23 protein-coding genes and 1 pseudogene (1 of these 24 only partly in view) are annotated in these 25767 nt (G+C 72.2%); 10 read left to right on the forward strand and 14 right to left on the reverse strand.

Going from position 1 to position 25767, the window contains the following annotated elements; translation table 11 throughout:
* The 14 genes from OIE49_RS31440 to OIE49_RS31505 all read right to left on the reverse strand — a co-directional run.
* Positions 1-3810, reverse strand: the start of a protein-coding gene (locus tag OIE49_RS31440; protein ID WP_326805248.1) for a non-ribosomal peptide synthetase. Its footprint begins 10443 nt before the window's first position; only the first 3810 of its 14253 coding nucleotides appear in the window; the start codon lies at positions 3808-3810; its stop codon lies off the left edge, out of view.
* Positions 3811-4035: 225 nt separating this feature from the next.
* Positions 4036-5712, reverse strand: a complete 1677-nt coding sequence (locus tag OIE49_RS31445) for a phytoene desaturase family protein (RefSeq protein WP_326805249.1) — start codon at positions 5710-5712, stop codon at positions 4036-4038.
* A 35-nt stretch (positions 5713-5747) separates the two neighbouring features.
* The gene (locus tag OIE49_RS31450; protein ID WP_326805250.1) at positions 5748-6458 is read right to left on the reverse strand and encodes a 2-hydroxychromene-2-carboxylate isomerase; all 711 of its coding nucleotides are present in this window, start codon (positions 6456-6458) and stop codon (positions 5748-5750) included.
* A gap of 35 nt (positions 6459-6493) precedes the next feature.
* The gene (gene fabG / locus OIE49_RS31455) at positions 6494-7240 is read right to left on the reverse strand and encodes a 3-oxoacyl-[acyl-carrier-protein] reductase (RefSeq protein ID WP_326805251.1); all 747 of its coding nucleotides are present in this window, start codon (positions 7238-7240) and stop codon (positions 6494-6496) included.
* 76 nt (positions 7241-7316) lie between these two features.
* A complete protein-coding gene (locus OIE49_RS31460) occupies positions 7317-7802 on the reverse strand; it encodes a 3-hydroxyacyl-ACP dehydratase FabZ family protein (RefSeq protein WP_326805252.1) in 486 nt (161 codons plus the stop codon).
* A complete protein-coding gene (locus tag OIE49_RS31465; protein WP_326805253.1) occupies positions 7799-8293 on the reverse strand; it encodes a 3-hydroxyacyl-ACP dehydratase FabZ family protein in 495 nt (164 codons plus the stop codon). Before OIE49_RS31465 ends, OIE49_RS31460 begins: the two co-directional genes overlap by 4 nt.
* Positions 8290-8553 carry an acyl carrier protein gene (locus tag OIE49_RS31470; protein ID WP_100570035.1) on the reverse strand — a complete coding sequence of 88 codons (264 nt, stop codon included), beginning with the start codon at positions 8551-8553 and terminating at the stop codon, positions 8290-8292. Before OIE49_RS31470 ends, OIE49_RS31465 begins: the two co-directional genes overlap by 4 nt.
* 68 nt (positions 8554-8621) lie before the next feature.
* Entirely contained in the window at positions 8622-9725 is a 1104-nt protein-coding gene (locus OIE49_RS31475) for a beta-ketoacyl synthase N-terminal-like domain-containing protein (protein ID WP_326805254.1), read from the reverse strand.
* Positions 9726-9752: 27 nt separating this feature from the next.
* A complete protein-coding gene (locus OIE49_RS31480; protein ID WP_326805255.1) occupies positions 9753-10793 on the reverse strand; it encodes a thioesterase family protein in 1041 nt (346 codons plus the stop codon).
* Positions 10794-10814: 21 nt separating this feature from the next.
* Positions 10815-11663, reverse strand: coding sequence for an alpha/beta fold hydrolase (locus tag OIE49_RS31485; RefSeq protein ID WP_326805256.1), 849 nt, complete (start codon positions 11661-11663; stop codon positions 10815-10817).
* Positions 11660-12622, reverse strand: coding sequence for a beta-ketoacyl synthase N-terminal-like domain-containing protein (locus OIE49_RS31490; protein WP_326805257.1), 963 nt, complete (start codon positions 12620-12622; stop codon positions 11660-11662). Before OIE49_RS31490 ends, OIE49_RS31485 begins: the two co-directional genes overlap by 4 nt.
* Positions 12619-13794 (reverse strand): beta-ketoacyl synthase N-terminal-like domain-containing protein, encoded by a 1176-nt coding sequence (locus OIE49_RS31495; RefSeq protein ID WP_326805258.1) that lies wholly within the window; start codon positions 13792-13794, stop codon positions 12619-12621. Before OIE49_RS31495 ends, OIE49_RS31490 begins: the two co-directional genes overlap by 4 nt.
* Positions 13791-15047 carry a beta-ketoacyl-[acyl-carrier-protein] synthase family protein gene (locus OIE49_RS31500; protein WP_326805259.1) on the reverse strand — a complete coding sequence of 419 codons (1257 nt, stop codon included), beginning with the start codon at positions 15045-15047 and terminating at the stop codon, positions 13791-13793. Before OIE49_RS31500 ends, OIE49_RS31495 begins: the two co-directional genes overlap by 4 nt.
* A gap of 55 nt (positions 15048-15102) precedes the next feature.
* Positions 15103-15354: an acyl carrier protein gene (locus tag OIE49_RS31505; protein WP_100570041.1), complete on the reverse strand. Its 252-nt coding sequence runs from the start codon at positions 15352-15354 to the stop codon at positions 15103-15105.
* Between the two features lie 379 nt (positions 15355-15733).
* On the opposite strand from OIE49_RS31505, the gene OIE49_RS31510 reads away from it, so the two are divergent.
* The 10 genes and pseudogenes from OIE49_RS31510 (at position 15734) to tdh (ending at position 25717) form a co-directional block, all read left to right on the forward strand.
* A complete protein-coding gene (locus OIE49_RS31510; protein ID WP_326805260.1) occupies positions 15734-16918 on the forward strand; it encodes a cytochrome P450 family protein in 1185 nt (394 codons plus the stop codon).
* 135 nt (positions 16919-17053) lie between these two features.
* Complete coding sequence (locus OIE49_RS31515; protein ID WP_100570043.1) at positions 17054-17278, forward strand: MbtH family protein; 225 nt, start codon at positions 17054-17056, stop codon at positions 17276-17278.
* A 113-nt stretch (positions 17279-17391) separates the two neighbouring features.
* Positions 17392-17586: a ferredoxin gene (locus OIE49_RS31520; protein ID WP_100570044.1), complete on the forward strand. Its 195-nt coding sequence runs from the start codon at positions 17392-17394 to the stop codon at positions 17584-17586.
* 410 nt (positions 17587-17996) lie between these two features.
* On the forward strand, positions 17997-18911 hold the full coding sequence (locus OIE49_RS31525) for a helix-turn-helix transcriptional regulator (protein ID WP_326805261.1): 915 nt from the start codon (positions 17997-17999) through the stop codon (positions 18909-18911).
* 442 nt (positions 18912-19353) lie between these two features.
* Positions 19354-21012 (forward strand): annotated as a pseudogene (locus OIE49_RS37220) (ATP-binding protein); the annotation flags it as partial.
* Between the two features lie 1415 nt (positions 21013-22427).
* On the forward strand, positions 22428-22862 hold the full coding sequence (locus tag OIE49_RS31535) for a roadblock/LC7 domain-containing protein (protein ID WP_326805263.1): 435 nt from the start codon (positions 22428-22430) through the stop codon (positions 22860-22862).
* Positions 22859-23233 (forward strand): DUF742 domain-containing protein, encoded by a 375-nt coding sequence (locus OIE49_RS31540; RefSeq protein WP_100570047.1) that lies wholly within the window; start codon positions 22859-22861, stop codon positions 23231-23233. The genes OIE49_RS31535 and OIE49_RS31540 overlap by 4 nt, the downstream gene beginning before the upstream one ends.
* Positions 23211-23831: a GTP-binding protein gene (locus OIE49_RS31545; RefSeq protein WP_326805264.1), complete on the forward strand. Its 621-nt coding sequence runs from the start codon at positions 23211-23213 to the stop codon at positions 23829-23831. The genes OIE49_RS31540 and OIE49_RS31545 overlap by 23 nt, the downstream gene beginning before the upstream one ends.
* Positions 23832-23905: 74 nt before the next feature.
* Positions 23906-24514 carry a GAF domain-containing protein gene (locus OIE49_RS31550; protein WP_326805265.1) on the forward strand — a complete coding sequence of 203 codons (609 nt, stop codon included), beginning with the start codon at positions 23906-23908 and terminating at the stop codon, positions 24512-24514.
* Between the two features lie 174 nt (positions 24515-24688).
* The gene (tdh, locus tag OIE49_RS31555) at positions 24689-25717 is read left to right on the forward strand and encodes an L-threonine 3-dehydrogenase (protein ID WP_100570050.1); all 1029 of its coding nucleotides are present in this window, start codon (positions 24689-24691) and stop codon (positions 25715-25717) included.
* Positions 25718-25767 lie beyond the last annotated feature (50 nt).

Raw genomic sequence — 25767 nt, forward strand, 5'->3', positions numbered from 1 at the left:
CAGACCGGCCAGCTCCGAGCGCCAGAAGGCGATCTGCCGTGCCATGGTGCTGTACGGGTCCCGGTCGTCGCCGAGCGTCTCACGCTGCCACAACGTGTAGTCGGCGTACTGCACCGGCAGCGGCCGCCACTGTGGTCCCGCGCCATTCAGCCGGGCCGCGTACGCCGTGGACAGGTCGCGGGCCAGCACTCCCAGCGACCATCCGTCCGCCGCGATGTGGTGCACCACGACGGACAGCACGTGCTCCTCCTCGCCGAGCGAGAACAGGTCCACGTGCAGGGGGAGTTCGGTGGCCAGGTCGAACGCGCCGGCCGCGCAGCTCGCCAGCGCCGCAGGCAGCTCGTCAGCGCCGATCACCGAGACGGGCAGCTCGATCACGGCCGTCTCCGGGTCGAGAACGACCTGGCTCGGCACGCCCTTCACATCGGGGAAGACGGTACGCAGGCTCTCGTGCCGGGCCAGCAGGTCACCGAACGCCGCGAGCAGCGCGCCCCGGTCCAGCGGCCCGGACAGACGCAGCACCAGCGGGATGTTGTAGGCCGAGTTGGGGCCCTCGAGACGGTCGACGAACCACAGCCGGTTCTGCGCGTAGGACAGCGGGACCTCCGCCGGGCGCGGCATCGGGGAGATGCCGGAGCGGGCGTGGTCGGCGCAGGTGACGCGGTCCGCCACGGCCGCGACGGTCGGCGCCTCGAACAGCGTCCGGATCTGGAGCTCCACCCCGAACACCGAACGGATCCTGCTGACCAGCCGGGTGGCCAGCAGGGAGTGGCCGCCCACGTCGAAGAAGTTGTCGTCGATGGTGACGCCCGGCACACCCAGGACCTCGGCGAACAGCCCGCACAGCACCTCCTCGACCGGGGTGCGCGGGGCGCGCCCGGCCGAGCCCGCCACGGACTCCGGCTCCGGCAGCGCCGCGTGGTCCAGCTTGCCGTTGGCGGTGAGCGGCAGCCGCGGCAGCACCACGAACGCCGACGGCACCATGTGGTCCGGCAGCGCGGCGGCCACCGTCTCGCGCAGGTCCGCGGGGTCGAGACCCGCGCGCTCGCGGGCCGGCGTGACATAGGCGACCAGCCGCTTGTCGCCGGTCCGGTCCTCACGGACGACCACCGCCGCCTGTGCGACCTCGGCCACGCTCTCCACCACGGCCTCGATCTCGCCCGGCTCGATCCGGAAACCGCGGATCTTCACCTGCTGGTCGGCCCGGCCGACGAACTCCAGCTCGCCGTCCGCCGTCCGGCGCGCCACGTCGCCCGTGCGGTACATCAGGCTGCCGGGCGGGCCGAACGGGTCGGCGACGAACCGGTGCGAGGTCAGGTCCGGGCGCCCGTGGTAGCCGCGCGCGAGCCCGTCGCCGGAGACGTACATCTCCGCCGCGACGCCGGGCGGCACCGGCCGCAGCGCGCCGTCCAGCAGATGGATGCCGAGGTCGGGGATGGGGGAGCCGATGACGCTGCCCGGCCGCCCGTCCGCGGTGCTCCGGTCCAGCGCCGCATGGCTGACGTGCACCGTGGTCTCGGTGATGCCGTACATGTTCACCAGCACCGGCGCGTCGTCCGGGTGGCGGGCGTACCAGCGCTCCAGGCGCCGCGGGTCCAGCGCCTCACCGCCGAAGATCACGAACCGCAGCGCGGGGGCGCCGCCGGCCCCGGGGTGCTCCTCGTCGGCCTGCGTGAGCTGGTAGAAGGCAGAGGGGGTCTGGTTGAGCACGGTGACGCGCTCGTCGGCCAGCAGCCGCAGGAACTCCACCGGCGAACGGCTCACCTCGTGCGGGACGACCACGAGCCTGCCGCCGTGCAGCAGCGGACCCCAGATCTCCCACACCGAGAAGTCGAAGGCGTAGGAGTGGAACAGCGTCCACACGTCCTCGGGCCCGAAGCCGAACCACTGCTCGGTGGCGGTGAACAGCCGCAGCACGTTGCGGTGGGGGACGACCACGCCCTTGGGCCGGCCGGTGGACCCGGAGGTGTAGATCATGTACGCCGGATGCCGCCCGTCGAGCGGCGCGGCCCGCCCGGCATCGGTGACGTCATCTGTGGCCCGCGCTGCCAGTTCGGCGGCGGTACGGGCGTCGTCCAGAGCCAGCACCGGGACGCCCTCGGTGTCCGGCAGGTGCGGTGCGTGCGCGGTGTCGGTCAGCACCAGGTCCGGCGCGGCGTCCGCGAGCATGAACGCGATCCGCTCGGCCGGGTAGGCCGGGTCCAGCGGCAGGTAGGCGGCGCCGGCCTTGAGGACGGCCAGCAGCGCGACCACCATCTCCGCCGAACGCGGCAGCGCGAGCGCGACGAACCGCTCCGGGCCGGCGCCGCGCTCGATCAGCGTCCTGGCCAGCCGGTTGGCGCGGACGTTGATCTCCCGGTAGCTGTGGCCCACTCCGTCGCTCACCACGGCCGTGCGCTCGGGGTGCTCGGCGGCGACCCGCTCGAACAGCTCCGGAAGCGTGGCGGCAGGGGTCTCGACAGGGACGGGCGGAGTGAGCACACGCGCGCGTTCCTCGTCGGTGGCGGTGTCCAGCCGTCCGACCGGCGTCGCGGGGTCGCAGGCGCACAACCGGGAGAGCAGGTCGAGGAAGCGCTGCTGGTGCGCGGCGAGCGACTCCTCGTCGTACAGCGCCGCGTTGGCGTCGAAGTCGAAGCGCAGTGCGCCGTCGGCGGAGCGGGTGTCCAGCACGATCGCGAGGTCCGTGATCGGGCCGCCCGGCAGGTTGCGCACGGTCGCGTCGTGTCCGGCGAAGTCCAGGGCGTAGTCGAACAGGACCAGGTTGACGTGCGGTCCGATCAGGTGCTGCTCGGGGCCGAGGCGCAGGTCGCGCCGCATGTCCTCGTGCCGGTAGCGCTGGTGGCGCACGGCCTGCCGCATCTCGGCGGAGACGGCGGTGAGCAGGTCGCCCACCGGGGTGTCCGGTGCGGCGCCCAGCCGCAGCGGGACCAGGTTGGAGACGCTGCCGGGCACGTTGCGCAGGCCCTTGCCCTGGCGCGCGGCGACCGGCAGTCCGACGACGACCTCGTCGGTGCCGGTGAGGCGCTGCACGTAGAGGGCGAGCGCGGCCACCACCACGGTCGGCCAGCCGGTGCCGGCCTCGCGCGCGAGTCCGCGGATCGCCTCGGTCCCGGCGGCGCCGAGCGTCACGCTGCGACGGATCACACGGCTGGGCAGGTGCTGCCGGCCGCCGGACAGACTGACCGGGGGCTGCGCGCCGGTCAGCCGCTCGGTCCAGAACGCGGCGTCGTCGGCGTGGTCCGGGGAATCGGCGTAGGCCCGGGCGGCGTCCACCAGGCCTTTCAGCGGCGGGAAGGGGCTGGCCGGTACGGGGGTGTCCGCCATCAGCGCGGAGTAGACCTCGGCCACCCTCGGCGCGAACATGGCCACGCCGGCACCGTCCAGCACGATGTGGTGGACGCGGTGGTACCACCACCAGCGGTCCTCGGCGATCCGGATCAGGGCGAAGGCGAACAGCGAGTCGCCGAACAGGTCGATCGGCCGGGTACGGTCCTCGTCCATCCACTTCCGCGCGCCGGCCTCCGGGTCGGCCTCGCCGGACAGGTCCACGACGTGCAACGGGAAATCGACGGCGGGGAGTATCCGTTGCTCGGGGATCTCGCCGTGCTCGGCGAACCGCACGCGCAGCGCGTCGGTCTCGCCGACCACCCGGCGCAGCGCGGTCTCGAAGCGGACAGGGTCGACCGGACCGTGAATGTCCAGATACTCGGCGATGTTGTACACCGTGTTGCCGGAGTCGATCCGTTGCGCGAACCAAATACCCGATTGAGCCGGCGTCAGAGGGAGTCGGATCTCACCGGATTGTGGCACGACTACTCACTCCCCTTGAATCGGAAAACTGGTGGAGAACAGCCCCCGCGGGCCACACCGATCGGGCGCATCCGGGCCGGGCGGGCGAGCAGATCCCGCCCCGCGCCTGGGACGTTACCGCTCACCCGGCGTACGGGAACGGCCTTATAAGAAGCCTCGATAAACCATCGCCCCAGGTCGCCCGAGCAATTACCGGGAAAGGGCGCCCCGGCCGGGAACACCGGTTCAGCGGGGGTGGGTTCCGCGGCGGGCCCGGCCCCCGCACAGGTGCAGCGGGTCCCAGTCCGGACCGCGTGCGGGCAGCCGGCCCTGGTCTCCCAGCACCGTGCCCGCGTGCACCTCAGGCAGGAGCGGGCGGCCGAGGATCTGCCCGGCGCAAGCGATGCCGCTGACGGCGGCGCCGGTGATCCCGCTGCCGTAGCGGGTGCTCTGCCCCACCACGTACAGGCCGGTCACGCTGGTCCGGGTGTCCGGCCTGGCGCCCGTGCCGCCCCAGCGGGCCAGCCCGAAGGGCGAACCGCCGGTCGACCGGGTGTAGCGGCGCTGTGTGGCCGGGGTGGCCAGCTCCAGATGGGTCACGTACCGGCGGAAGGGGCCGAGCGCGCGTTCCGCGGTGGCCAGCATCGCCTCGGTGACCCTCTCCTTCTCCGCCAGATAGGCCGGGTCGCGGCGGTACGGCCCGCCGTTCTCGGACGCGGCCGCCGCGCCCCACGCCTCCAGCGATCGCGGACACAGCGCCATCACCTGGAAGTTGGCGTGTCCGGGCGGCCGGACGGCCGCGGTGTCCGGGTCCTTGAGCGAGGCGAACGAGATGAACACCGACGGCGGCGCGTCGAAGTGCCCCCCGGCCAGCCGGCGGAACGCCTCCTCGACGTCGGCGTTCCCGTGCCACCACAGGTTCGCCCCGGTCCTGCCCGGCAGTTCCCGGTCGAGGCCCACGTAGAGCACCACCAGGGGGAAGCCCGTCACGGCGGTCCGGGCCCGCTTCCCGATGGACGCGGGGAAGTGCTCCTCGCCGGCCAACTCCCTGACGGTGCGCACATAGTCGGCGTTGGACACCACGACCGGAGCGCGCAGTTCCCGCCCGCCGTCCAGCACGACACCGCACGCGCGGCCCTGCTCGACCAGCACCCGTTCCACCCGGTGCCCGGTCCTGACCGTGCCGCCGTGCCCGGTGATCGCCTCGGTCAGCGACGCCGCCAGCATCTGGCCGCCGCCGACCGGATAGGCGGCACCCCGCAGATAGTGGTCGGTCACGCTCGCGTGCATGCCGACCGTGACCTCCTCGGGTCCGATCCCGTAGTTGAGCGCCTGCGCGGCCAGCACGGTGCGCGCGGCGGCGGACAGGCCGCAGTGCTCGAAGAGTTCGTGCAGCGTCCGGCGGCCCCAGGCCACCGCGGTCGGCGTGCGGCGCAGCACCTCGGCCGGTTCGGCCCCGGCCGCGGACAGCAGCGTCCAGCGCATCTCGGCGCCGACCGCCGAGCACACGGCCACGAACTCGCGCAGCCCGTCCTTGTCCGCCGGCAGCACCTCGACGAGCCGGTCGAGATAGCGGTCCCAGCCGACGGGCACGGACATCCTGAGCCCCGGCAGGACCACCTCGTCGAATCCGTCCGGGTCCATCTCCCGGAACGTGACGCGGTCGCCCAGGCCCAGTCCCCGCAGGATCGACGGCAGTACCCCGTCGGGCCCGCAGTCGCCGATGTAGTGCACCCCGGCGTCGAACTCGTAGGCCGAACGGCGGCGGAACACATGGCTGTTGCCGCCCAGCACCCCGGCCTGTTCGAGCACCAGCACCCGGTGACCGGCCACCGCCAGGTACGCGGCGCAGGTCAGTCCGCCCATGCCGCTGCCGACCACGATCGCGTCCCAGTCGTCCGCGAGCCGGTGCGCGTCGCTCATCGCGTCCCCCTCGGAATCGTCTCGGTGGAGGCGGTTCAGCCGCAGCCGCCGGCGTGACCGGCGTCCGCGCCGGCCGCGGCCATCCGCGGCAGCGCGGCCGCCTCCGCGTCCGGCACGGCGACGGCGGAGCGCGGGACACCGCGCAGCGCGGCGACGAAGGCGGCCACCCGGTCGACGCCCCAGAACCTGTCGTGGCCGTGGACGAAGAACGGCACCCCGAACAGGCCGTCCCTCGCCGACGCGGCCAGGATGTCCACACCCCGGGCACGCAGCTGCGGATCGTCGGCCGCGCCGGCGGCCCTGTCCGCGTCCAGGCCCAGTTCCTCGGCGATCGAGCCGATCACGGCGGGGTCGGAGATGTTCTGCGACTCCTGCCAGCGGGCGCGATAGACCCGGTCGACGAACTCCTTGCCCCTCCCGGCGTCCTCGGCCACCAGATAGGCCAGGTGCGCCACCTCCCAGACCGGTTCCCGGTCGATCGGCCAGGTGACGTCGAGCCCGCGGTCCTCGGCCAGCCGCCGGGCGTCCTGGAGGATGTAGAAGTTCTTCTCCCGCGCCATAGGCACCAGCGGCAGTTCGGCCCCGGCCCGCGCGAGCAGTTCCTGGCTGCGCGCGTCCGGCTCCCAGAACGGGATCCACCGCACACTGTCCAGGACGTCGGGATGGTGCTTCTTCAGGTCGTGGTGGGCGAACCAGGAGTACGGGCTGCGCAGGGAGAAGTACCAGCGGGGCGGCTTCTTGGCCATGGCGGCGTCCTTCGGTGGGGAAATCGGGGGTGGGCTCAGATGGTGATGCCGCCGTCGACCTGGAAGACGGAACCGGTGATGTAGCCGGCGCGCTCGGAGGCCAGGAAGGACACCAGGTCGGCGACCTCGTCGGCCCCGCCGAAACGGTTCAGGGGGATCGAGGCCAGCATCTGTTCGCGGACCTTGTCGCTCAGCACCGCCGTCATGTCGGTCTCGATGAAGCCGGGGGCGACCACGTTGGACCGGATGCCGTAGCGGCCGACCTCCTTGGCCAGCGACTTGGCGAAGCCGATGATCCCGGCCTTGGTCGCCGCGTAGTTGGACTGGGTGGCATGGCCGTGGACGCCGGCCACCGAGGAGAGCAGCACCAGTGAGCCGGAGCGGCGCTTCATCATCTCGAACACGACCGAGCGGCAGACGTGGTACGTGCCGTCGAGGTTGACCGCGAGCACGTCCTTCCACTGCTCGTCGGACATCATCAGCAGCGGGTTGTCCCGGGTGATGCCCGCGGCGGTGACCGCGACGTCCACCGTGCCCAGGGCCTCCTGGGTCTCGGCCACCCACGCGCGCACCGAATCGGGCTGGGCCACGTCGACCTTCCTGGCCAGCACCCGGACGTCGAACTCGGTGAGCTCCTTCTCCAGGGCGGTCGCGGCGTCGTCGTTGGACTGGTAGCAGAAGCTGACGTCGTGGCCGTCGGCGGCCAGCCGCTTCACCACGGCCCGGCCGATGCCGCGCGAGCCACCGCTGACCAGCGCGACCGGCTTGGTGTCCTGTGCCATCGGGCGTTCCTCCTTGTCGGTCGTAGGTCGGTCGTAGGTCGGTCGTACGTCGGCCGTATGCCGGCTGTACGTCGGCTCAACCGGCGGACGGCAGCAGCCGGCCGGACGGGCGGAACGCCATCACCATCCGCTCGACCGACATCACCACCTCGCCGTCGCACGAGGTCTCGCCCTCGAAAATCGCGGTGTCGGACAGGGCGCGGGAGAGCCGGGCCCGGTGCAGGAGCACGTCCCCCGGCAGCACCGGCCGGTGGAACACGACCCCGGAGAGCCCGCCGAGCAGCATCACCCGGTCGGTCTCGTGCGCTTCTCCCTGGTCGCCGGGGGAGCGCCAGGTCGCCAGGATGCCGGCGGTCTGGCCCCAGGACTCGATCAGGAGCGTCGGCGGGTACTGGAGGCAGACGCCGGCGTTGAGCGAGCCCACGCCGCGGTAGCACTGCTCGTTGCGGGTGATCGCCTTCGTCGCGGTGACGCTCTCGCCCGGAACCAGGTCGACGACCCGGTCGACGAGGAGCATGGGGAACCGGTGCGGAAGCAGGCGTTCGACCTGGACGGTGTTCATACGGCGACCTCGCCGGACAGCCGCAGCCGTACCGACGCGGCCTCGCCGCGCTCGGTTCTCGCCGTGGCCCGGCAGCGTACGGCGCCCTCGTGGTCGCGCAGCTCCAGGCGCACCGTGAGCAGATCGCCGGGGCGTACGGCACCGAGGAAACGGGTGGACTCCACCGCGAGCAGCCGGGGTTCGGGCATCCCGGACCGCTCGGCCACCGCGAGCGCGGCGCGCTGGACGCACTCGACGATGCAGACACCGGGGAAGATCGGGAAGTCGGGGTAGTGGCCGGCGAAGACCGGCTCCGTCCCGTCGATCGCGACGGTGGCCACCGCGCTGAGCACTCCGCCGCCTCCGGCGTCCGGCGCGGACCGGGCCACCGACGTCACCTCGATCCCGGCATCCACGGGGGAGGGTTTCGGGGCGTAGGACCTCGGGACGACCGGCTCGTAGGAGCCCCGGGCGACCGGCTCGGCGGGCGCCGCCGGTGGGGAGATGGTCACGCCGACACCGCCAGCTTGCGCTCCAGCAGCGCGCGCGCCTGGCTGAAGGTGCGGGCCGTCCGCATCTCCTGTTCGGTGAACTTGACCTGGTACTTCTTCTCCAGCACCACGACCAGTTCCAGCAGCAGCAGCGAGTCGACCTGCAACTCCTCCACGAAGTCGGTGGCCTCCTCTATGTCGGTGGCGTCGACGTCGATCACATCGGCCAGGGTCCGCCGCAGTTCTTCCTTGTCCAGCTTCTCGAAGGGCTGTGCCGTCATGACTTCCGCTCTCCTCCGTTCGTTTCGTTTCCCGGTACGGCCCGGTAGGTTCCGGGCCGTACCGGTGCTCAGCGCAGCCGCAGCAGGGCGCAGCCGGTTCCGCCGTCGCGTTCCACCGCGGTGACCACCGCGACCCGCCCGGCGGTACCGGGCGTCCGCTCGGCGACCGCGAGCACGGAGGCGATCTGCAGGCTCACCGAGGCCGCCGACGCGTCCCCGAACAGCTCGGTGTTCGGCACCTGTTCGAGCGCTGCGGGGCCGAACGCCTCAGCCAGCACGGCGCGTTCGCGGGCGCCGAGCGCGTCGCCGGCGCCGCACGGCACGGCCGCCCACACCTGCGACGGTTCCACCCCGGCGCGGTCCATGGCGCGGCGCAGACAGGAGCCGAGCACCATCGGCAGCCGGCCCTCGGCGAACACGCCGCTCTCCACGGCGAGCACCTCGGCCAGCACGTGTTCGGAGGCGACGGACTCCTCGGGTTCGAGGAGCAGCATGCCGGCGCCCTCGCCGAGCAGCGACGGCCTCTCCTCGTCGGTCCGGGTGTGCCACTCCAGCCAGGACCGCTCGTTGGAGTACTCCTCCGCGGAGCCGCACAGCACCGCCTCGGCCCGGCCCGCGCCGAGCAGTCTGCGCGCGTAGTTCAGCGCGAGCAGCCCGGCCAGCCGGCCGCCGGCGATGGTGGCGTTCGGACCCTTGATCCGGTGCCGGATCGCACACTGGCCGGCCGCGCAGTTCATCACCGTGTTGGGCATCTGCGCCGGGTCGACGAAGTACGGCTGCTCACCGGTCAGCGAGTCACGGGTGAAGTCCATCATGCTCTGCGCGCTGCCGGTGGTGGTGCCGAGCACGACGGCCCCCCGGTCGCCGGTGGCGACCTCGCGATTGCGCTCGGCGTCGTCGAGAAGCGCACCGACGGCGCTGACCGCGAGCCCCGTCACCCGGTCCATCGACCGGGTGCCCTTGCGGCCCAGCGCCGCGCGCGGGCTGAACCCGGGCACCAGCCTGGCCCGCTCGTCGGGCACCTGCCACTGCTCGCGGTCGATCCGGACGGCGGTCTCACCGCCCTTGTGCATCCCCTCGACGAACGCCGCACGCCCCATCCCGAACGGGGACACGGCCGACCAGGCGGTGATCACCGGTCTGCGGGCGGCGCCCCTGGTGTCGCTGCTCATGGCGACAGCTCCTTCCGACAGGTCGGGTCAGCCGGCGGCGGGGGTCTTGCCGCCGAGCGCGGCCAGCACCTCGTCGTCGAAGGTGACCAGGGACCAGTCGCGCTCCGGCGACTCCTTGGTGACATAGCCGTGGGTGATGTGTCCGGTGCCGACCGGCACCAGCGCGCCGTCGCGCACCACGTAGCAGTCCATCCGGGCGGTGAACAGGACGGCCTTGAAGATGTCCTCGACGGTGAAGACGGTGTACAGCTCGTCCTCGATCCGCACCTCGTCGGTGAGTTCGATGTCGCACTTGGTCACCACCGGGATCCAGCTGCGCTCGTCCAGCAGGCGCTGGATGGCGATGCCCCGGTCGGCGACGAACAGGTGCAGCACCTCCTCCATCTGCCGCAGGAAGCCGGACATCTGCATGTGGCTGGTGAAGTGGCAGTAGAAGTACGGCACTCGCCACTTCCAGCCGAACGCGTTGTCGTCGCCGATGATCTCGGCAAGGACCGGGTCGCCGGAGCGCGTGGTGACACCGCGCTGCGCGGACAGGTCGATGTTGTCCACCGGGACGGCGGCGAGCGGCTTCGGCGTCGCCTGCCCCAGCCGCGGCACCACGAAGCGCGTCAGGCGCTCGGGCAGCGGCTTCGGGTCCGGCACGTGCTCCATGGCCCGGAGGGAGACCTCGACCTTGCTGGTCACCGCCTTGCGCGGCGCGCCGTCCCGCTCCACGGTCCCGGTGAGCGCGAAACGCAGCCGGGTGTCGGAGTCCTTGGTGACCGGCCTGACCTCGACGGCGACCGTGTCGTCCAGGGTGAGCACCGTGTGCAGCCGGGTGTCCACGGAGACCACGTCGAAGCCGGCGCCGTACTCGACGTAGAGGGCCGTGGCGCCCAGGCCGGCGGCGCGGAAGTGCTCGAGCACGGCGGCCTCGAGCAGGTAGTGCACGTGCTTGAAGCCGATGGTCGTGCTGATGTTGCCGCCCTCGTAGGACGGACGCAGCGAGAAGTGGCCGGTGACGTCGAAGAAGTCGTTCAACGACTGCTCGGTCGGCTCGGGGGCACTGCTGATCGGGGACGTCATGCTGATCAGGCTCCTGTTCTGTCAAGCGGGTTGGTCGACGGCAGCGGGCGCGGGGCACCCGATCGCGTCGAGGAACTCACCGAGGGCCGCGGAGAAGGCGTCCGCCTGCTCCACCATCGGGAAGTGGCCGGCCCCGGGGACGAACCGGCAGCGGGCGTCGGGGAGATCGGCGGCGAGCGCCCTGCTCTCGGCGGGGACGGCGGTGAAGTCCTCCTCCCCGCCGATCACCAGCGAGGGCACCGTGATCAGGTCGGTGCGCAGCCAGGGCGTGTGCAGATAGCTGCGGAAGAAGCTCAGATAGCCGTACGGGCCGACCTGTTCGCAGACCCGCTGCGCCATGTCGCGGCGCAGCGAGGGGTCGAGCCGGGGTCCTGCCACCACCCGGATGCCCTCGTCCATGGTGCGGCGGAAGTTCTCCAGCATGTCGCCGACGACGCCGTACTCGAAACTCTCCGGATCACGGCGGTAGAACGGCGACACCAGTACCAGGCCCTCGATGCCGTGGCGAGCGAACGGGTCGCCGCCCCGGGCGAGTTCCTCGCCGAGCAGCTCAAGCAACAGCACGGTGGAGAAGGAGTGGGCCACCACGATGCCGGCGCCGCCGGGCACCTGCCCGAGCGCGTCCGCGACCGCGCGGGAGGCGTGCGGGCCGTAGGCCCAGGCCGGTGACCGCCCGCCGCCCCAGGGGAGTTCGGCGGCCCACAGGTCCAGGCCGCCGGCTTCCCTCGCGGCCAACGCGTCCCATACTGAGGAACTGTTGGCCAGTCCGTGCAGCAGGAGGGCACGGGTACCGCCGGTCGGCCGTTTGCGGTGCACCGTGCACGCGGAGTCGCCTGCCGGGTCCGGCGGCTGCGGCCGGTCGTGGCTCACCGGGCGTCTCCGGGGGCGAGCAGGAGGAGTCCGGCGACACCGTCGTCCCCGCGGCCGGCCAGCGCGTAGAGGGGGCCGGGCTCGCCCGCGTCGAACCGGCCGGTGGCGGCGGCGCACTGCGCCAGGCCCAGCGCGCCGGAGAGCGCGCCCCAGCCGTCGGGCATCCGGTGCCGGGGAACCCCGGCCAGCAGCTTCGCGGGCGGTTCGGTGCCGCCGGCGGTCTCCGGCGGGTACCAGCCGGCCGGGGTGCCGCCGCCGAGCGCGTCGAGCCGCCCGACGCACTCCTCGACCCCGCCGGTGCGTACGAATCCGCCCAGACGGGCCCTCGGCCGCACCCCGCGCGCCCGCGCGGTCTCGGCGCGCTCCAGGACCACCGCGACGGCGCCGTCCACGATCCGGTCGGCGCCGACCAGCTTGCGCACCACCTCGTTGTCCGGCTCGACCCCGACGACCAGCACCTGCTCGGCCCGTCCGGAACCCAGCAGGCCGGCGGCCCAGCGCAGCGCGTCGAGCCCGGAGGAGTCGCCGTTGCAGACGGTCAGGTTGGGGCCGCTCAGCTTGAAGCGGATGGCGATCTCGGAGGCGACGATGTTGCTGGAGGCGTTGGGGCTGTCCATGGGACTGGTGCCACGGGTCGTCTCGGCCGCGATGGTCGTGACCACCCGGCAAATGGTGTCGGCGTTGCCGTAGTTGGACGCCACCACGACACCTACACCGCCGCCGTCGACCGACGGGCCGTCCGCGTCCCGCAGCCCGGCGTCGCACAGTCCGGCGAAGGCCGCGCACAGTCCGAGCCGGGTGGCGCGGTCCTTGTACTTCAGGCCCTTCTTGCCGAGCAGGGCGGCCGGATCCACCGGCTCCGCGGGGAAGGCCGGCCCGGCCACCAGATCCTCGGGGCCGGCCACCCCGGGCAGCGCCGGACCCACACCGCTGACCACGATCCTCGGGAACTCGTTCACCGGGCCGCCTCCAGAATGGCCACCGCGTTCAGCCCGCCGAAACCGAAGCCGTTGACCTGCGCCACCTCGACGCGACCGGTGGCCTCGGTGGTGTGCACCAGCCGCAACGCGCTCACGTCCTCGGTCGGTTCGTCGAGTTCGGTCACCGGCGGGATCCGCCCGGTCGACATGGCCCGTAGGGCCGTGATGAGGCTCAGCACCCCGGCCGAGCCCGCGGTGTGCCCGGTCATCGACTTGACGGCGGTCACCAGCGGCACCCGCTCGTGCTCGCCGAACACCTCGCGCAGCGCCCGTACCTCCACCTCGTCGTTGAGCGGGGTACCGGTGCCGTGCAGCATGACCAGGTCCACGTTCTCCGGTTTCACCCCGGCCCGCCGGTGCGCCTGCCTGATCGCGGCGGCGACCCCGGCCTGGAGGGGCGCGGTGGTGTGGTGGGCGTCGCAGTTCACGCCGACCGAGCGCACCCGGCCGTGGATCCGGCGGTGACCGTCCGGCTCGCGGGCCAGCACGATCGCGCCCGCGCCCTCGCCGAGGATGGTGCCCTTGCGGTCGACGTCGAAGGGTCTGAGCCGGCCGGGCGGCTCCAGCTGGAAGGCGTCGGTCAGCCCGAACATGCTCTCGGTGATCGAGTCGGTGCCCGCCACGATCACGTGCTCCACCGCGCCGGAGTCCAACTGGTCGACGGCGAGCGCCAGCGCGTACAGCGAGGCGGAGCAGGCGTTGGAGAAGGTGTGCGTGTCGACCGCGCCGAAGCGTTCCCGCAGGGCGGTGCCGAAGTGCATCCGCCCGGATGGGGGTCCCCCCTGCCCGAGCGGAGCCGAGAGCTTGGGGGAGAACTCGGCGCCGTCACGCCACCACAGCTCCAGGGACCGCAGCTCCCGCAGCCCGGTGCCGACCAGGATCGGCACGTCGCGGAGGTCCTCACCGAGACCGGCGTCACGGGCCGCCTGACCGACCACGTCGAGCAGGAACGCGGTCGCCCGGCCCGGCACGTCCACGCCCGGCGCGGGCCGGTCGTCGATCTCGAAGAGGTGTCCCGCCTTGAACTTCGACCGGTCGAAGCCGCGCAGCGCGGCCAGCCCGCTCCGCCCGGCGCACAGGCTCTCGAACAGCTCGGACGGGTCGCGCCCGATGCTCGCGACCGCGCCGATTCCGACGACGGGCCGGCTCATGAGGCCTGCTCCTCGTACTTGGCGAGGATCACGACGGCGTTGTTGCCGCCGAAGGCCATCCCGTTGTTCTGCACGATCCTCAGATCGGCGTCGACGGCGTGGTTGGGCACGCAGTCCACCTCGCACTCGGGGTCGGTCTCCCGGTGGTTGATGGTCGGCGGGATGAACCCGCCCTCCACGGCCAGGGCGCAGGCGATCGCGGCGAGCGCGCTGGCGGCGCCCATGGTGTGGCCGAGCATCGACTTCAGCGAGACGGTGCGCGGCGGCGCCTCGCCGTAGACGTCGCGGACCGCGCGGCTCTCGGTGACGTCGTTCGCCTTGGTGCCGGTCCCGTGCGCGGAGATCAGATCGACCTCGGACGGCTTCACCCCGGCGTTGTTCAGGGCCAGTTCCATGCAGCGGGCGATGCTGCCCTGGTTGGGCGCGACCGGGTGGTCGGCATCGCAGTTGAGCCCGTAGCCCAGGACCTCGGCGTGGATGGTGGCACCGCGGCGCAGCGCCGACTCCAGGCTCTCCAGGACCAGTACGCCGGCGCCCTCACCGGTCAGGATGCCCTTGCGGTCCTTGTCGAACGGCCGGCAGCAGTCCGGGGCGATCGTGCCCAGCCGGTAGAAACCGGCGAAGGTCTTGCGGCACATCGCGTCCGCGCCGCCGCACAGCGCGAACTCCACCTCGCCGGTGCGCACCGCGTCGAAGCCGTAGCCGATGGCGTAGTTGCCCGCGGCGCAGGCGGTCGGGATGGTGACCGCCTCGACGTCCTCCAGGCCCAGTTCGTGCGCGACGGCCGTGGCCAGCCGGCTCGCCGGGACACGCCGGACCACCTGCGGGTCCATCTTCTCGGGGCCGTGCTCGATCTCGGTCTCGACCAGACGGTCGAGGTCGTGCGATTCCCCGTCGGTGGACCCGATGGAGATCAGTCCGCGCTGTCCGCGCAGGACCTCCTCGCTCAGTCCGGCGTGGGCGACGGCCATCCTGGCCGCTGCCACCGAGAAGCGGGTGGCGGGGCCGAGTTCGTCGACGTCCAGATTGCGGATCCACTGACGCGGCTCGAAGCCGACCAGTTCGCAGCCGTTGGCGTGGGCGAAACCCTCGGTCGCGAACCTGGTGATCGGCTTGGCGCCGCTGAGCCCGGCCCGCAGCCCCTCGGCGAACTCGACCGCGCCCACACCGATGCTCGAGAAGACTCCGAAGCCGGTCAGGACCACGCGATGCGCTGGTGGTGCCGACCCGTTGCTGGTTGCAGTTGCACGCATGGTCTCTCCGTCCGGTTTCGATCGGCGGTGCCGCGGCGGTACCGCTCGGTCGTGACTACTTGCCGGCGGCTTCCGCGACGACCTCTTCCACGCCCTTGAGGTTGACCATGCGGCCCAGTTCGGCCTGGTCGATGACGACGTGGAAGTGCTTCTCCAGGGCGGCGAGGATCTCGATCGCGCGCAGCGAGTCGGCGCCGTGGTCCTCCTTGAACAGACTGCTCTCGGTGACCTCGTCCTCCTCGAGCTCGAGAATGTCGCAGACGATTTCCTTGATTTTCTCGGACGTGCTCTCCGCAGAGGTCGTCATATCGATCCTGCTCCCTCGTGATGATGACGCCGGCCCGAACGAGCCGCGCATGGAATGGACGAGTTCGATCACCAGGGCCGGTACGGAAGTTCCCCGTTCGTACCGGCAATTCCTCTTGGAATTCGGCGCATCACTCACACGCCTCGGCGAACGTAGCCGGGGTGAACCGACGTTCACCAGACCGGTACGAAGAATTCGAATCAGCCACGCGTGGCCTGTCCCGGAGCGGCACATCGAAGATTCCGCATCAGCGCTGACGGACGCGCCCGGCCCGGCCAGGCTGGTGGGCCGGACGTGCCCCGCGAGCAGTGCGGAGGCTCACCGGACGACCGCAGGGAGAGCATCGATGGCAGCCGGCGGAGCGCTTTCGAAGCACTGGATGTTCAGTGACGCATACACCCAGAACCCGTATCCGACCTTCGCCGCGCTGCGCGCCGAACAGCCGGTGACCATGGTGCAGACGCCGGACGGAGCGCGGGCCTGGGTGGTCACCCGGCACGAGGACGTCCGCAGCGCACTGGCCGATCCCCGGATGAGCCGGGACATCGGGAACCTGTACCGGGCGCTCGGCCGGCAGATCGGCAAGGAGCTGCAGCCGGCCGACGAGATCACCCACCATCTGGCCAACTCCGACCCGCCGCGGCACACCCGGCTGCGCAAGGCGCTGGTGTTCGCCTTCACGCCCAAGCGGGTCGCGAACATGCGTCCCAGCCTGGAGAAGGTCGTCGACGGCCTGCTCGACGAACTCGCCGTACAGCCGCGTCCTGATCTGCTGGCCGGTCTCACCGAGCCGCTGCCGATCATCGCGATCGCCCAGCTCCTGGGCGTTCCCGCCGCCGACTGGCGGCAGTTCAAGGTCTGGTCGAACACAATGCGGTCCACCGACGCCGCCGATCCGACCGGTGTCCTGGCCGAGCACACCCGGCAACTGTCCGCTTACATGGCCGATCTGATCGCTGAGAAGCAGCGGCACCCGACCGACGACCTGGTCTCCGCGATGGTGCACGCCGAGGGCGACAAGCTGCTGACCCCTAAGGAGATCCTCTCCACCGCTTTCGCGCTGATGACCGGCGGCAACGAGACCACCACCGCCCTGGTGACCGGCTGCTTCGTGGGACTGCTGACCCACCCCGAGCAGGCCGAGCGGCTCAAGGCCGACCTCGACCGCATCCCCCGGGTCGTCGACGAGTTGATCCGGTTCGCCGGCCCCATGATGTACACCCTCCAGCGCCTGACCCTGGAGGACGTCGAGATCGCGGGCACCACGATTCCGGCGGGCGAGATCGTGATGCTCTCCCCGGCCAGTGCGAACCACGATCCGGAGGCCCTTCCCGACCGGCCGGACGAACTGGACATCGACCGCCCGAAACCGGTGCACCTCACTTTCGGGCACGGCATCCACTACTGCATCGGAACGCATCTGGCGCGGGCCCAGGCGGAGATATCGATCCGCCGTGTCTTCGAGCGTTTCCCGGACGTCCGACTCGCCGTGCACCCGTCGGAACTTCGTTATCAGCCCGCTCTGCTCGTCAGGTCTCCGGCCGCGCTTCCCGTCCGGCTCTGACAATTCCCGGCAGCCTGTCCCGTTCGACGTTCAACTGTCCGGGAGGATCGAAATCACCGATACGAAGGATTCCCGCAATCGCCTGTGGAGACAACCCAGTTCAGGCGGACCGCATCGCAGGATGGAGAAGGGTATATGAGCACCAATCCTTTCGAGGACAACGACGCCGACTACTACGTGCTGGTCAACGACGAGGGACAGCACTCGCTCTGGCCGGCCTTCGCCGAGGTTCCGGCCGGCTGGACGGTCGCGCACGGCCGGGCCGGCCGGGAGGCGTGCCTGGAGTACGTCAACGAGAACTGGACCGACATGCGGCCGCTCAGCCTGGTGCGTGAGATGGAGGCGGCGGCGGGCGAGTAGCCGCCGGCCGCGGGCTGATCTGTGCGTGGGGCGGGCTCGCCCGTGCGGCGGTGCCGCCGCGCCCGCACAGGTCAGCCCTTTTTCGGCCCCGAGGGCGTTCCGAGGAGGAAGTCATGAAGGTTCTCATCGACCAGGACACGTGCGTCGCCTCCGGCCAGTGCGTGCTGACCGCCGCCGACGTGTTCGACCAGCGGGACGAGGACGGCATCGCCGTCCTGCTCGACGACACCCCGCCCGCCGACCGCGCGGACGACGTCCGGCAGGCCGCCGCGGTCTGCCCGGCCCGGGCCATCCGCCTGGAGGAGTGAGGGAGTCACGGGAAGGGGGCGCCGGGAGTGGCTCCGACCGCCCCCGGAGGTTTACTTCCCGGCAGAACTTTCTTTGCTCCAGGGGCCGTTGACGTGGAACATGTTGCGGAACTAGCGTCCCCTCCAGTTCACAGACATCATACGTGTCCCAGGTGGGCCCCCACGTCCCATGAGGGCTGGGGACTCGCGCCCGAACCGTCGGCGCCTGCCGTCCGAATCGCGCGGCCCGGCGGTCGGCAGTGCACGAACGGGGGCGCGGGCGCGGCCTTCCCGGGCATGCCCCTCGCCGTACGGTCGAGCACTCAGGTGCAGCCAGATCCGGCCAGACGGGGTGAGGAATGCGGAACCAGTTCGGGGGAAGGTCGCATGAACACGGGGGAGCCGGCCGGGAGGGGGCGGGCCGGCACGACATGGACAAGGTCTTCCTGGACGTGCATTCCCTGATTCTCTCCACGGTGGCGAAGCACCGGGAGTACCGGGAGCACCGGGACGGGACGTCCGGAGAACCGCTCGCCACCGCGCTGAACCCGATCGACGCCCAGATCCTGGCGGCCGCCGTGGAGTTGGCGGACGGTGCCGGACGCACGGTCGACGCCGTGGTCGCCTTACCCGGTCACGCGGAGGCCGTCTACGCGCTGCTGCGCGAACTGCTGCGCAGACGTGGCGACATGGTGCGGCTCCGGATCCTGTGCACCCGTGACACACTCGACCACGAAATGGTGCGGGAACTCGCCCGCAGGGGGTGCAAGGCCGTCCGCATCGCCCGCATTCCGCTGATGACGTCCCTGATCGTCGACGGCCGGACGACGCTGGTGTGCACCGAGACGGCCGGCGAGCGCCAGGCGTCCGTCCTGCGGGCGTCCTCCGTCACCCAGTGCGGCCAGACCCTCTTCGACACCGTCTGGAGTCACGCGGTCGACGCCACCGCCTGGGTGTGCCTGGGCGCCCATGCCCGCGTCGAACTCGTCCAGCAGATACTGCACTACCTCCACACCGGGGCCACCGACGAGGCCGCCTCGCGCGAGTTGTCCATCTCCGTGCGCACCTATCGCCGGCACATCGCCACCATCATGGAGATTCTCGACGCCCGGTCCCGGTTCCAGGCGGGGGTGCGCGCCGCCGAACTCGGCCTGCTCACCCCCCGCGTCCGCCCGGGCGCGGAGCCGTCCCGCGGGCGCACTCCGGCGGGATGGGCGGCGGGCGGCGGCACACCACCACCGCGGGGCGCCTACTCCCCGGCCGCCCTGCGCTCCATCCAGTCCGTACCGCAACTGGCCCGGCGCCACTCCTACGAGCCCGATGCCGTCGCCGATCCCAGATCCTGACGCGTGGTCCGACACAGCGGGTGACGGTGCGGAGAGTGCCGGCCGGGGGAGGAGAGGGGCCGGGATCGTTCCGGCCTGACGAGGCCGGACCGACGATGTGGCGGACGGCGGGCGGACGGCGGGGCCGGAGAGGGAGGACCCTCCGGCCCCGCCGTCCGTTCGTGACCGGTTTCGACCAGGAGAGATCGCCGTCTTTCGGTTCGGTTCCGTATGGCGGCGCGGGTGATCGCTCTGTCGTGCGAACGCTCATACCAGAGCGGGACGCTTCCTGGGGGATTTCCTCAACTGTCCACTTCACCTCGTGCGTTGGTGACTACTGTCAGTGGCCGTGGGGCGACGCGGGGCCGTACACGCGCCGCTGTCGACCGGCACAGCGATGGCGCATGCCCGCTCGCGCCCCGGGCGCGAGTACACAGGCCCGACGGACCCGTACGAGGATCAGATGTCTCACCTCCGTGCACCGGCCGCCCGCGCAGACCGCCGTGAGGGCGGGCGGCACGGGCGGCCGGTGACCCGCACCGTCCCCTCGCTGCCCGAGACCCGCCTACGGCCTCAGCTGCTGCGCATGGCGGTGCTGCCGCCGACCTCGGTCGCCCTCAGCGCCGGCGCGGCCGTGATCTTCACCGTGCGCTCCACCGGCGCACGCCCCGGTCTCGTCCTGTGGGCCGTGCTCGCCGGAGCGTTCGCGGTCACGGTCGCCGGCATCGTGATCGCCGCCGTCGCCGCCGGCCGGGCCGCCCGGTCGGTGCACGACCGGATCGGCGTCCTGCGCCGCGGCACCGAACGCCGCGAGGCCGAACTGCGCGGGCTCGTCGACGCCCTGCGCCGGGGCGAGGCCCCGCCGCGGCGCAAGCCGCACGGCGGCCCGCCGGAGGACACCGACGAGATCGACCTGCTCGCCGCCGACCTGGCACGCGCCCACGACGGTGCCCTCGCCGCCGTCGTGCACGCCGCCCAGCTCTCCAGCCGCACCGGCAGCGAACAGAAACTGGAGGTCTTCGTCAATCTCGCCCGGCGCCTTCAGTCCCTGGTGCACCGGGAGATCTCCATCCTCGACGAGCTGGAGAACGACATCGAGGATCCCGACCTGCTCAAGGGCATCTTCCACGTCGACCACCTCGCCACCCGGGTCCGCCGGCACGCCGAGAACCTCGCCGTCCTCGGCGGCGCCGTCTCCCGCCGCCAGTGGAGCAACCCGGTCTGCATGACGGAGGTGCTCCGCTCGGCCATCGCCGAGGTCGAGCAGTACTCACGGGTCAAGCTCGCCCCGCCGATCGAGGGGCGGCTGCGCGGCCACGCCGTCGCCGACGTGATCCATCTGGTGGCCGAACTCGTCGAGAACGCCACGCTGTTCTCCGCCCCGCAGACCCAGGTCCTGCTGCGCGCCAGCCTCGTCACCTCCGGACTCGCGGTGGAGGTCGAGGACCGGGGCCTGGGCATGCCGGTCGGTGAGCAGGTCCGGATGAACGCCCTGCTGGCCGACCCCGACCAGGTCAACGTCGCGAGCCTGCTCGCCGACGGCCGCATCGGGCTGTACGTGGTCTCCCAGCTCGCCAGGCGGCACGGCGTCCACGTCCGTCTGCAGACCAACATCTACGGCGGAGTGCAGGCGGTCGTCGTCCTGCCGCAGGCCCTGCTGGGAGCGTCGACGGGAGCCTCCGGCACGTCGTTCGGGGCGCTGGACACCGGCGCACGGCCCGCAGTCCCGGCCCCAGGACAGTACGGCGGACCGCCGGCCCTGCACGGCGGCGGCACCCACCGCGCGCCGGCCGTCTCCGGCGGTCACGGTGTGCATGGCGTGCACGGCACCGGCGTACGCCCCTCGCCGAGCCCCGTCACCGGCCTGCTCGGCGCCCCCGCCCGCCCCGGCGACACACGCCAACGCGAGGGCGGGATGCATCCCGTGACGGGCACGCGCGCGACTGGCGCCCACCGGCCCCCGGCCTCGCCCCACGCGAACGGCACCACCGGGCCCGCCACACCGGTGTCCGGGCGCGACACGCCCATGGCCGCACCCCCGCCCGGGGCCGGGGACCGCGGGCCGATGTCCGTGCCTCCGTCTCGGGCCCGGCATGGCAAGCCGGCGCCCATGCCTGCTCCTGGGATCGGGATTGGCGGGCCGGTGTCCGGGCCTGGGGTCGGGGACGGCGGGTCCGTGTCCGTGCCCGAGTCTGGGGCCCGGTACGGCAGGCCGGCGCCCATGCCTGGGGTCGGGGGTGGGGGTGGCGCGCCGGTGTCCGTGCCCGGGCCTGGGGTCGGGGACGGCGGGTCCGTGTCCGTGCCCGGGCCTGGGGTCGGGGACGGCGGGTCCGTGTCCGTGCCCGAGTCTGTGGCTTGGTACGGCGGGCCGGTGTCCGTGCCTGTGCCTGAGGCCGGGGATGGCGGGCCGGTGTCCGTGCCTGTGCCTGAGGCCGGGGATGGCGGGCCGGTGTCCGTGCCTGTGCCTGAGGCCGGGGATGGCGGGCCGGTGTCCGTGCCTGTGCCTGAGGCCGGGGATGGCGGGCCGGTGTCCGTGCCCGTGCCTGGGGTCGGGAATGGCATGGCGGTGTCCGTGCCCGCGCCCACATCCGGGGGTGATGAGCCGGTGTCTGTGCCCGCCCCCGCCGCCGTGCCCGGGGCTGACATTCCGACGTCTGTGCCCGAGCCCGCGTTCGGGGGCGACATGCCGGTGTCCGTACCCGCGCCTCCGTTCGGGGCCGACGCGTTCTCGGCCATGGCCGCGCCCATGGCCGGCGGCGACGCACCCCCGTCCGTACCCGCGCCTGTGTTCCGGCGCCACACACCCATGGCCGCGCCCGCGCCCATGCCCGTGGGCGACACGCCTATCCCCGTACCCGCGCCCCCGTCCGTGGGCGACACGCCCACCCCCGTACCCGCGCCCACGCCCGGCGGCGATCTGCTGCCCGCCCCCACCTCGCCCGTCGGCGACGTACGACCCGTCGAGTCCGTCGACCGCGACCACCGGGAGCACCTCGACCCCCTGCCGCGGCGGACCGCGCGTGACGGGCAGGACAATCCCGCCGAGGCGGTGCCGGGGATCCGGCCCGCCGACCGGGCCGCCGTGGCGGCGAACGCCGGTGCGCCGCCCGTTCCGCGCGCCGGAGCGGTGCGCGGGACCATGGCGAGGCCCCAACTGCCCCGGCGGCGCGCCCAGGAGCACCTCGTGCCGCAACTGCGCGATGCCCCGGTGTCACGCCAGGAATCCGGGTACGTCACCGGCCACGACCCCGGGCTGATGGCCGCCTTCCAGCGCGGGATGGGCCTCGCGGAGTCGGAACAGCGCCGGGAGCCGGGCCCTGCGCGCGAGCCGCACTCCCCGGGCGCCACGCACCCCGCGTACCCCCTGGACGCGTCCGGGCCGGCGGAGGCGCGGCCCGTGCTCCTGCCGGGGCAGCACCTCACCGGCCGGCACGACGGGAGCGAGCCGGCCGGATGACCACAAGCCCGCCCAGCCCGGCCACCACCCCCGACCCCAGAGCTTGCGCAGACCTTCGGACCCCAAGGAGTCGATCCACCATGGTGAGCGATGCGCCGACCGGCCGTGTCTCCGACCTCGACTGGCTGATGAGCGGCCTCGTGCAGCGCGTACCGCACACCACCAGCGCGGTCCTGCTGTCCTGCGACGGGCTGGTGAAGTCCGTGCACGGCCTCGACCACGACAGCGCCGACCACATGGCCGCCCTGGCCTCCGGCCTGTACTCCCTCGGCCGCAGCGCCGGCGTCCGCTTCGGCGACGGCGGCGAGGTGCGTCAGGTCGTCGTGGAACTCGACGCGACGCTGCTGTTCGTCACCACCGCGGGTACCGGCACCTGTCTGGCCGTGCTCGCGGGCCGCGAGGCCGACGCGGCTGTGCTGGGCTACGAGATGGCGATGCTCGTCAAGAGCGTCCGCCCCTACCTGGAGACCGCGCCCCGGCAGCATTCCGTCGAATCCCGGGCGCTGCGGCCTTGAGCGCGGCGGCGGCCGGCGACAGGCCCTGGCTCGACGACGCGGCCGGACGGCTGGTGCGTCCTTTCACCGTCAGCGACGGCCGCACCCGGCCCAGCATCGCGCTCGACCTGATGTCCCAGGTGATGGCCACCGGGGCGGCGCCGCCGGTCCACCTCGGCCCGGAGCACGGCCAGGCACTCGACCTGTGCCGCGCCCCCCTCCCGGTGGCCGAGATCGCCGCCCATCTGAAGCTGCCGGCCGTGGTGACCAAGGTGCTGCTGTCCGATCTCGTCGACTGCGGGGCGCTGACCACCGGGCCCCCCGCGTACCACCACCCCACCGACCGGGCTCTTCTGGAGGCAGTGCTCGATGGACTACGACGACAGCTCTGACTACGACGACGGCCCCGGCCCCTTCCCCACCGCGCTGAAGATCCTCGTGGCGGGAGGCTTCGGGGTGGGCAAGACGACCTTCGTCGGCGCGGTCAGCGAGATCGCGCCGCTGAGCACGGAGGAGTTGCTCACCACGGTCAGCGCGGCCACGGACAACCTCGACGGCGTGGAGAACAAGGTCGAGACGACCGTCGCGATGGACTTCGGCCGCATCACCCTGGACCCGCGGCACGTGCTCTACCTGTTCGGCACGCCCGGCCAGGAGCGCTTCTGGTTCATGTGGGACGAGCTGTGCGAGGGCGCCCTGGGTGCGGTGATCCTCGCCGACACCCGAAGGCTGGAGGAGTGCTTCGCCGCCGTCGACTTCTTCGAACGACGCGGCCTCGCCTTCGTCGTCGGCGTCAACGAGTTCGACGGTGCCCACCGCTACGATGCCGAGGAGGTGCGCGCGGCCCTCGATCTCGACCCGCGGATCCCCGTGGTCCGTTGCGACGCCCGTATCTCCAGCTCCGGCATCCAGACCCTGCTGACCCTCGTCCGGCATCTCATCGCCCACGCACCCGCCGTCCCCGCGCCGGCCCGGGGCGCGCACGGATGACCCCGGCACACTGACCCCCGCACACCGTCACGGAGCCCGTACATGACATACGCCGACAGCGACGGAGCCCGGCCATGAGCTACGAGCCGCCCCGCCCGGCCGGTCGCCTGCTGCTGACCCCGGAGGACAAGGACGCCCCCGCCCGCACCGAGCGGCTGCGCCGCCTGGGCCTGGGGGAGCGCCCCGAGCCCGCTCTCGACGCCTTCGCCGACCGCCTCGCCGCGTTCACCCGGGCGCCGTACGCGATGGTCAACTTCCTGGACGAGCGGGGGCAGTTCTTCGCCGGGCTGCACCGGCCCGAACGCGACGTCCTGAGCGTCGACACCGAAACCGACACCGACACCGGAGGCGACGGCGACGGAGGCCGGCGTGAGCTGGGCCGCCGGCTGGCCCGCGACTGCGGCTTCTGCCCCCATGTCGTGGTGCGGCACAAGGCCCTGGTCCTCGAGGACGTCAGCGACTATCCGCGGTTCGCGGGCAACGCGATCGTGGACGAGTACGGCATCCGCTCCTATCTGGGCGCACCGCTCATCGACAGTACGCAGATGGTGCTCGGCACGGTGTGCGTCGTCGACGTCGAACCGCGGCCGTGGGGCCGGGAGGGGCTGCGGACCATCAAGGCGGCCGCCGCGGAACTCGCCCCACGGCTGGAACGCCGGGAGCCCGAGGGCTTCCTGTTCTGACCTGTAGCGACGCCCGGGAACGGCGTGAAGCGGAGCTGTGGCCGTGCTTAAGAAATCCTCGATGGACCGGCGTGCCGCCGTACGGCAGATTGCTAACGGAATCCACCCCTCCCCCGGAAGCGGGCTGCCCTGGCACGCCCTGACCCGGGGCCCGGAACCACAGGAGCGGTAGCGTTGAAGGCGCTGGTCAAGCAGAAGGCGGAGCCCGGGTTGTGGCTCGCGGACGTCCCCGAGCCCGTCATCGGACCCGGCGACGTACTGATCAAGGTCCTGCGGACCGGCATCTGCGGCACCGACCTGCACATCCGGGCCTGGGACGGCTGGGCCCAGCAGGCGATCCGCACCCCGCTCGTGGTCGGACACGAGTTCGTCGGCGAGGTCGTCGAGACCGGCGCGGACGTCGACGACATCAAGCCCGGCGACCGGGTCAGCGGCGAGGGCCACCTGGTGTGCGGCAAGTGCCGCAACTGCCTGGCCGGACGCCGCCACCTGTGCCGGGCCACCATCGGCCTCGGCGTCGGACGCGACGGCGCGTTCGCCGAGTACGTCGCCCTGCCCGCCGCCAACGTCTGGGTGCACCGCGTCCCCGTCGACCTCGACATCGCCGCGATCTTCGACCCGTTCGGCAACGCCGTGCACACCGCGCTGTCCTTCCCGCTGGTCGGCGAGGACGTCCTGATCACCGGTGCCGGCCCGATCGGCCTGATGGCGGCGGCCGTCGCGCGGCACGCCGGCGCGCGCAACGTCGTCATCACCGACGTGAGCGAGGAGCGCCTGGAGCTGGCCCGCAAGATCGGCGTGAGCCTCGCCCTCAACGTCTCCAAGGACACGATCGCCGAGGGACAGCGCACGCTCGGCCTGCGCGAGGGCTTCGACGTCGGCCTGGAGATGTCCGGCCGCCCCGAGGCGATGCGCGACATGATCGCGAACCTGACGCACGGCGGCAAGATCGCGATGCTGGGCCTGCCCGCCCAGGAGTTCCCCGTCGACTGGGCCCGCGTCGTCACCTCGATGATCACCATCAAGGGCATCTACGGCCGGGAGATGTTCGAGACCTGGTACGCCATGTCGGTACTGCTGGAGGGCGGCCTCGACCTCGCTCCCGTCGTCACCGGCCGGTACGGCTACGAGGACTTCGAGGAGGCCTTCGCCGACGCCGCCAGCGGCAAGGGCGGAAAGATCATCCTCGACTGGACCGCGTGACCGCGTACCTCACCTTCTCCGCCTTCCGCCGGCACCTTCAAGGAGCACCC

Origin of the sequence: Streptomyces sp. NBC_01788 (genome assembly GCF_035917575.1) — a bacterium.
GTDB lineage: Bacteria > Actinomycetota > Actinomycetes > Streptomycetales > Streptomycetaceae > Streptomyces.

Excerpts from the sequence above, each read along its gene's own strand:
- OIE49_RS31445 (WP_326805249.1), bottom strand. The coding sequence starts at position 5,712 with ATGAGCGACGCGCACCGGCTCGCGGACGACTGGGACGCGATCGTGGTC.
- OIE49_RS31450 (WP_326805250.1), bottom strand. The coding sequence starts at position 6,458 with ATGGCCAAGAAGCCGCCCCGCTGGTACTTCTCCCTGCGCAGCCCGTAC.
- fabG (WP_326805251.1), bottom strand. The coding sequence starts at position 7,240 with ATGGCACAGGACACCAAGCCGGTCGCGCTGGTCAGCGGTGGCTCGCGC.
- OIE49_RS31460 (WP_326805252.1), bottom strand. The coding sequence starts at position 7,802 with ATGAACACCGTCCAGGTCGAACGCCTGCTTCCGCACCGGTTCCCCATG.
- OIE49_RS31470 (WP_100570035.1), bottom strand. The coding sequence starts at position 8,553 with ATGACGGCACAGCCCTTCGAGAAGCTGGACAAGGAAGAACTGCGGCGG.
- OIE49_RS31475 (WP_326805254.1), bottom strand. The coding sequence starts at position 9,725 with ATGAGCAGCGACACCAGGGGCGCCGCCCGCAGACCGGTGATCACCGCC.
- OIE49_RS31480 (WP_326805255.1), bottom strand. The coding sequence starts at position 10,793 with ATGACGTCCCCGATCAGCAGTGCCCCCGAGCCGACCGAGCAGTCGTTG.
- OIE49_RS31495 (WP_326805258.1), bottom strand. The coding sequence starts at position 13,794 with ATGAGCCGGCCCGTCGTCGGAATCGGCGCGGTCGCGAGCATCGGGCGC.
- OIE49_RS31500 (WP_326805259.1), bottom strand. The coding sequence starts at position 15,047 with ATGCGTGCAACTGCAACCAGCAACGGGTCGGCACCACCAGCGCATCGC.
- OIE49_RS31505 (WP_100570041.1), bottom strand. The coding sequence starts at position 15,354 with ATGACGACCTCTGCGGAGAGCACGTCCGAGAAAATCAAGGAAATCGTC.
- OIE49_RS31510 (WP_326805260.1), top strand. The coding sequence starts at position 15,734 with ATGTTCAGTGACGCATACACCCAGAACCCGTATCCGACCTTCGCCGCG.
- OIE49_RS31515 (WP_100570043.1), top strand. The coding sequence starts at position 17,054 with ATGAGCACCAATCCTTTCGAGGACAACGACGCCGACTACTACGTGCTG.
- OIE49_RS31520 (WP_100570044.1), top strand. The coding sequence starts at position 17,392 with ATGAAGGTTCTCATCGACCAGGACACGTGCGTCGCCTCCGGCCAGTGC.
- OIE49_RS31525 (WP_326805261.1), top strand. The coding sequence starts at position 17,997 with ATGGACAAGGTCTTCCTGGACGTGCATTCCCTGATTCTCTCCACGGTG.
- OIE49_RS31535 (WP_326805263.1), top strand. The coding sequence starts at position 22,428 with ATGGTGAGCGATGCGCCGACCGGCCGTGTCTCCGACCTCGACTGGCTG.
- OIE49_RS31545 (WP_326805264.1), top strand. The coding sequence starts at position 23,211 with ATGGACTACGACGACAGCTCTGACTACGACGACGGCCCCGGCCCCTTC.
- OIE49_RS31550 (WP_326805265.1), top strand. The coding sequence starts at position 23,906 with ATGAGCTACGAGCCGCCCCGCCCGGCCGGTCGCCTGCTGCTGACCCCG.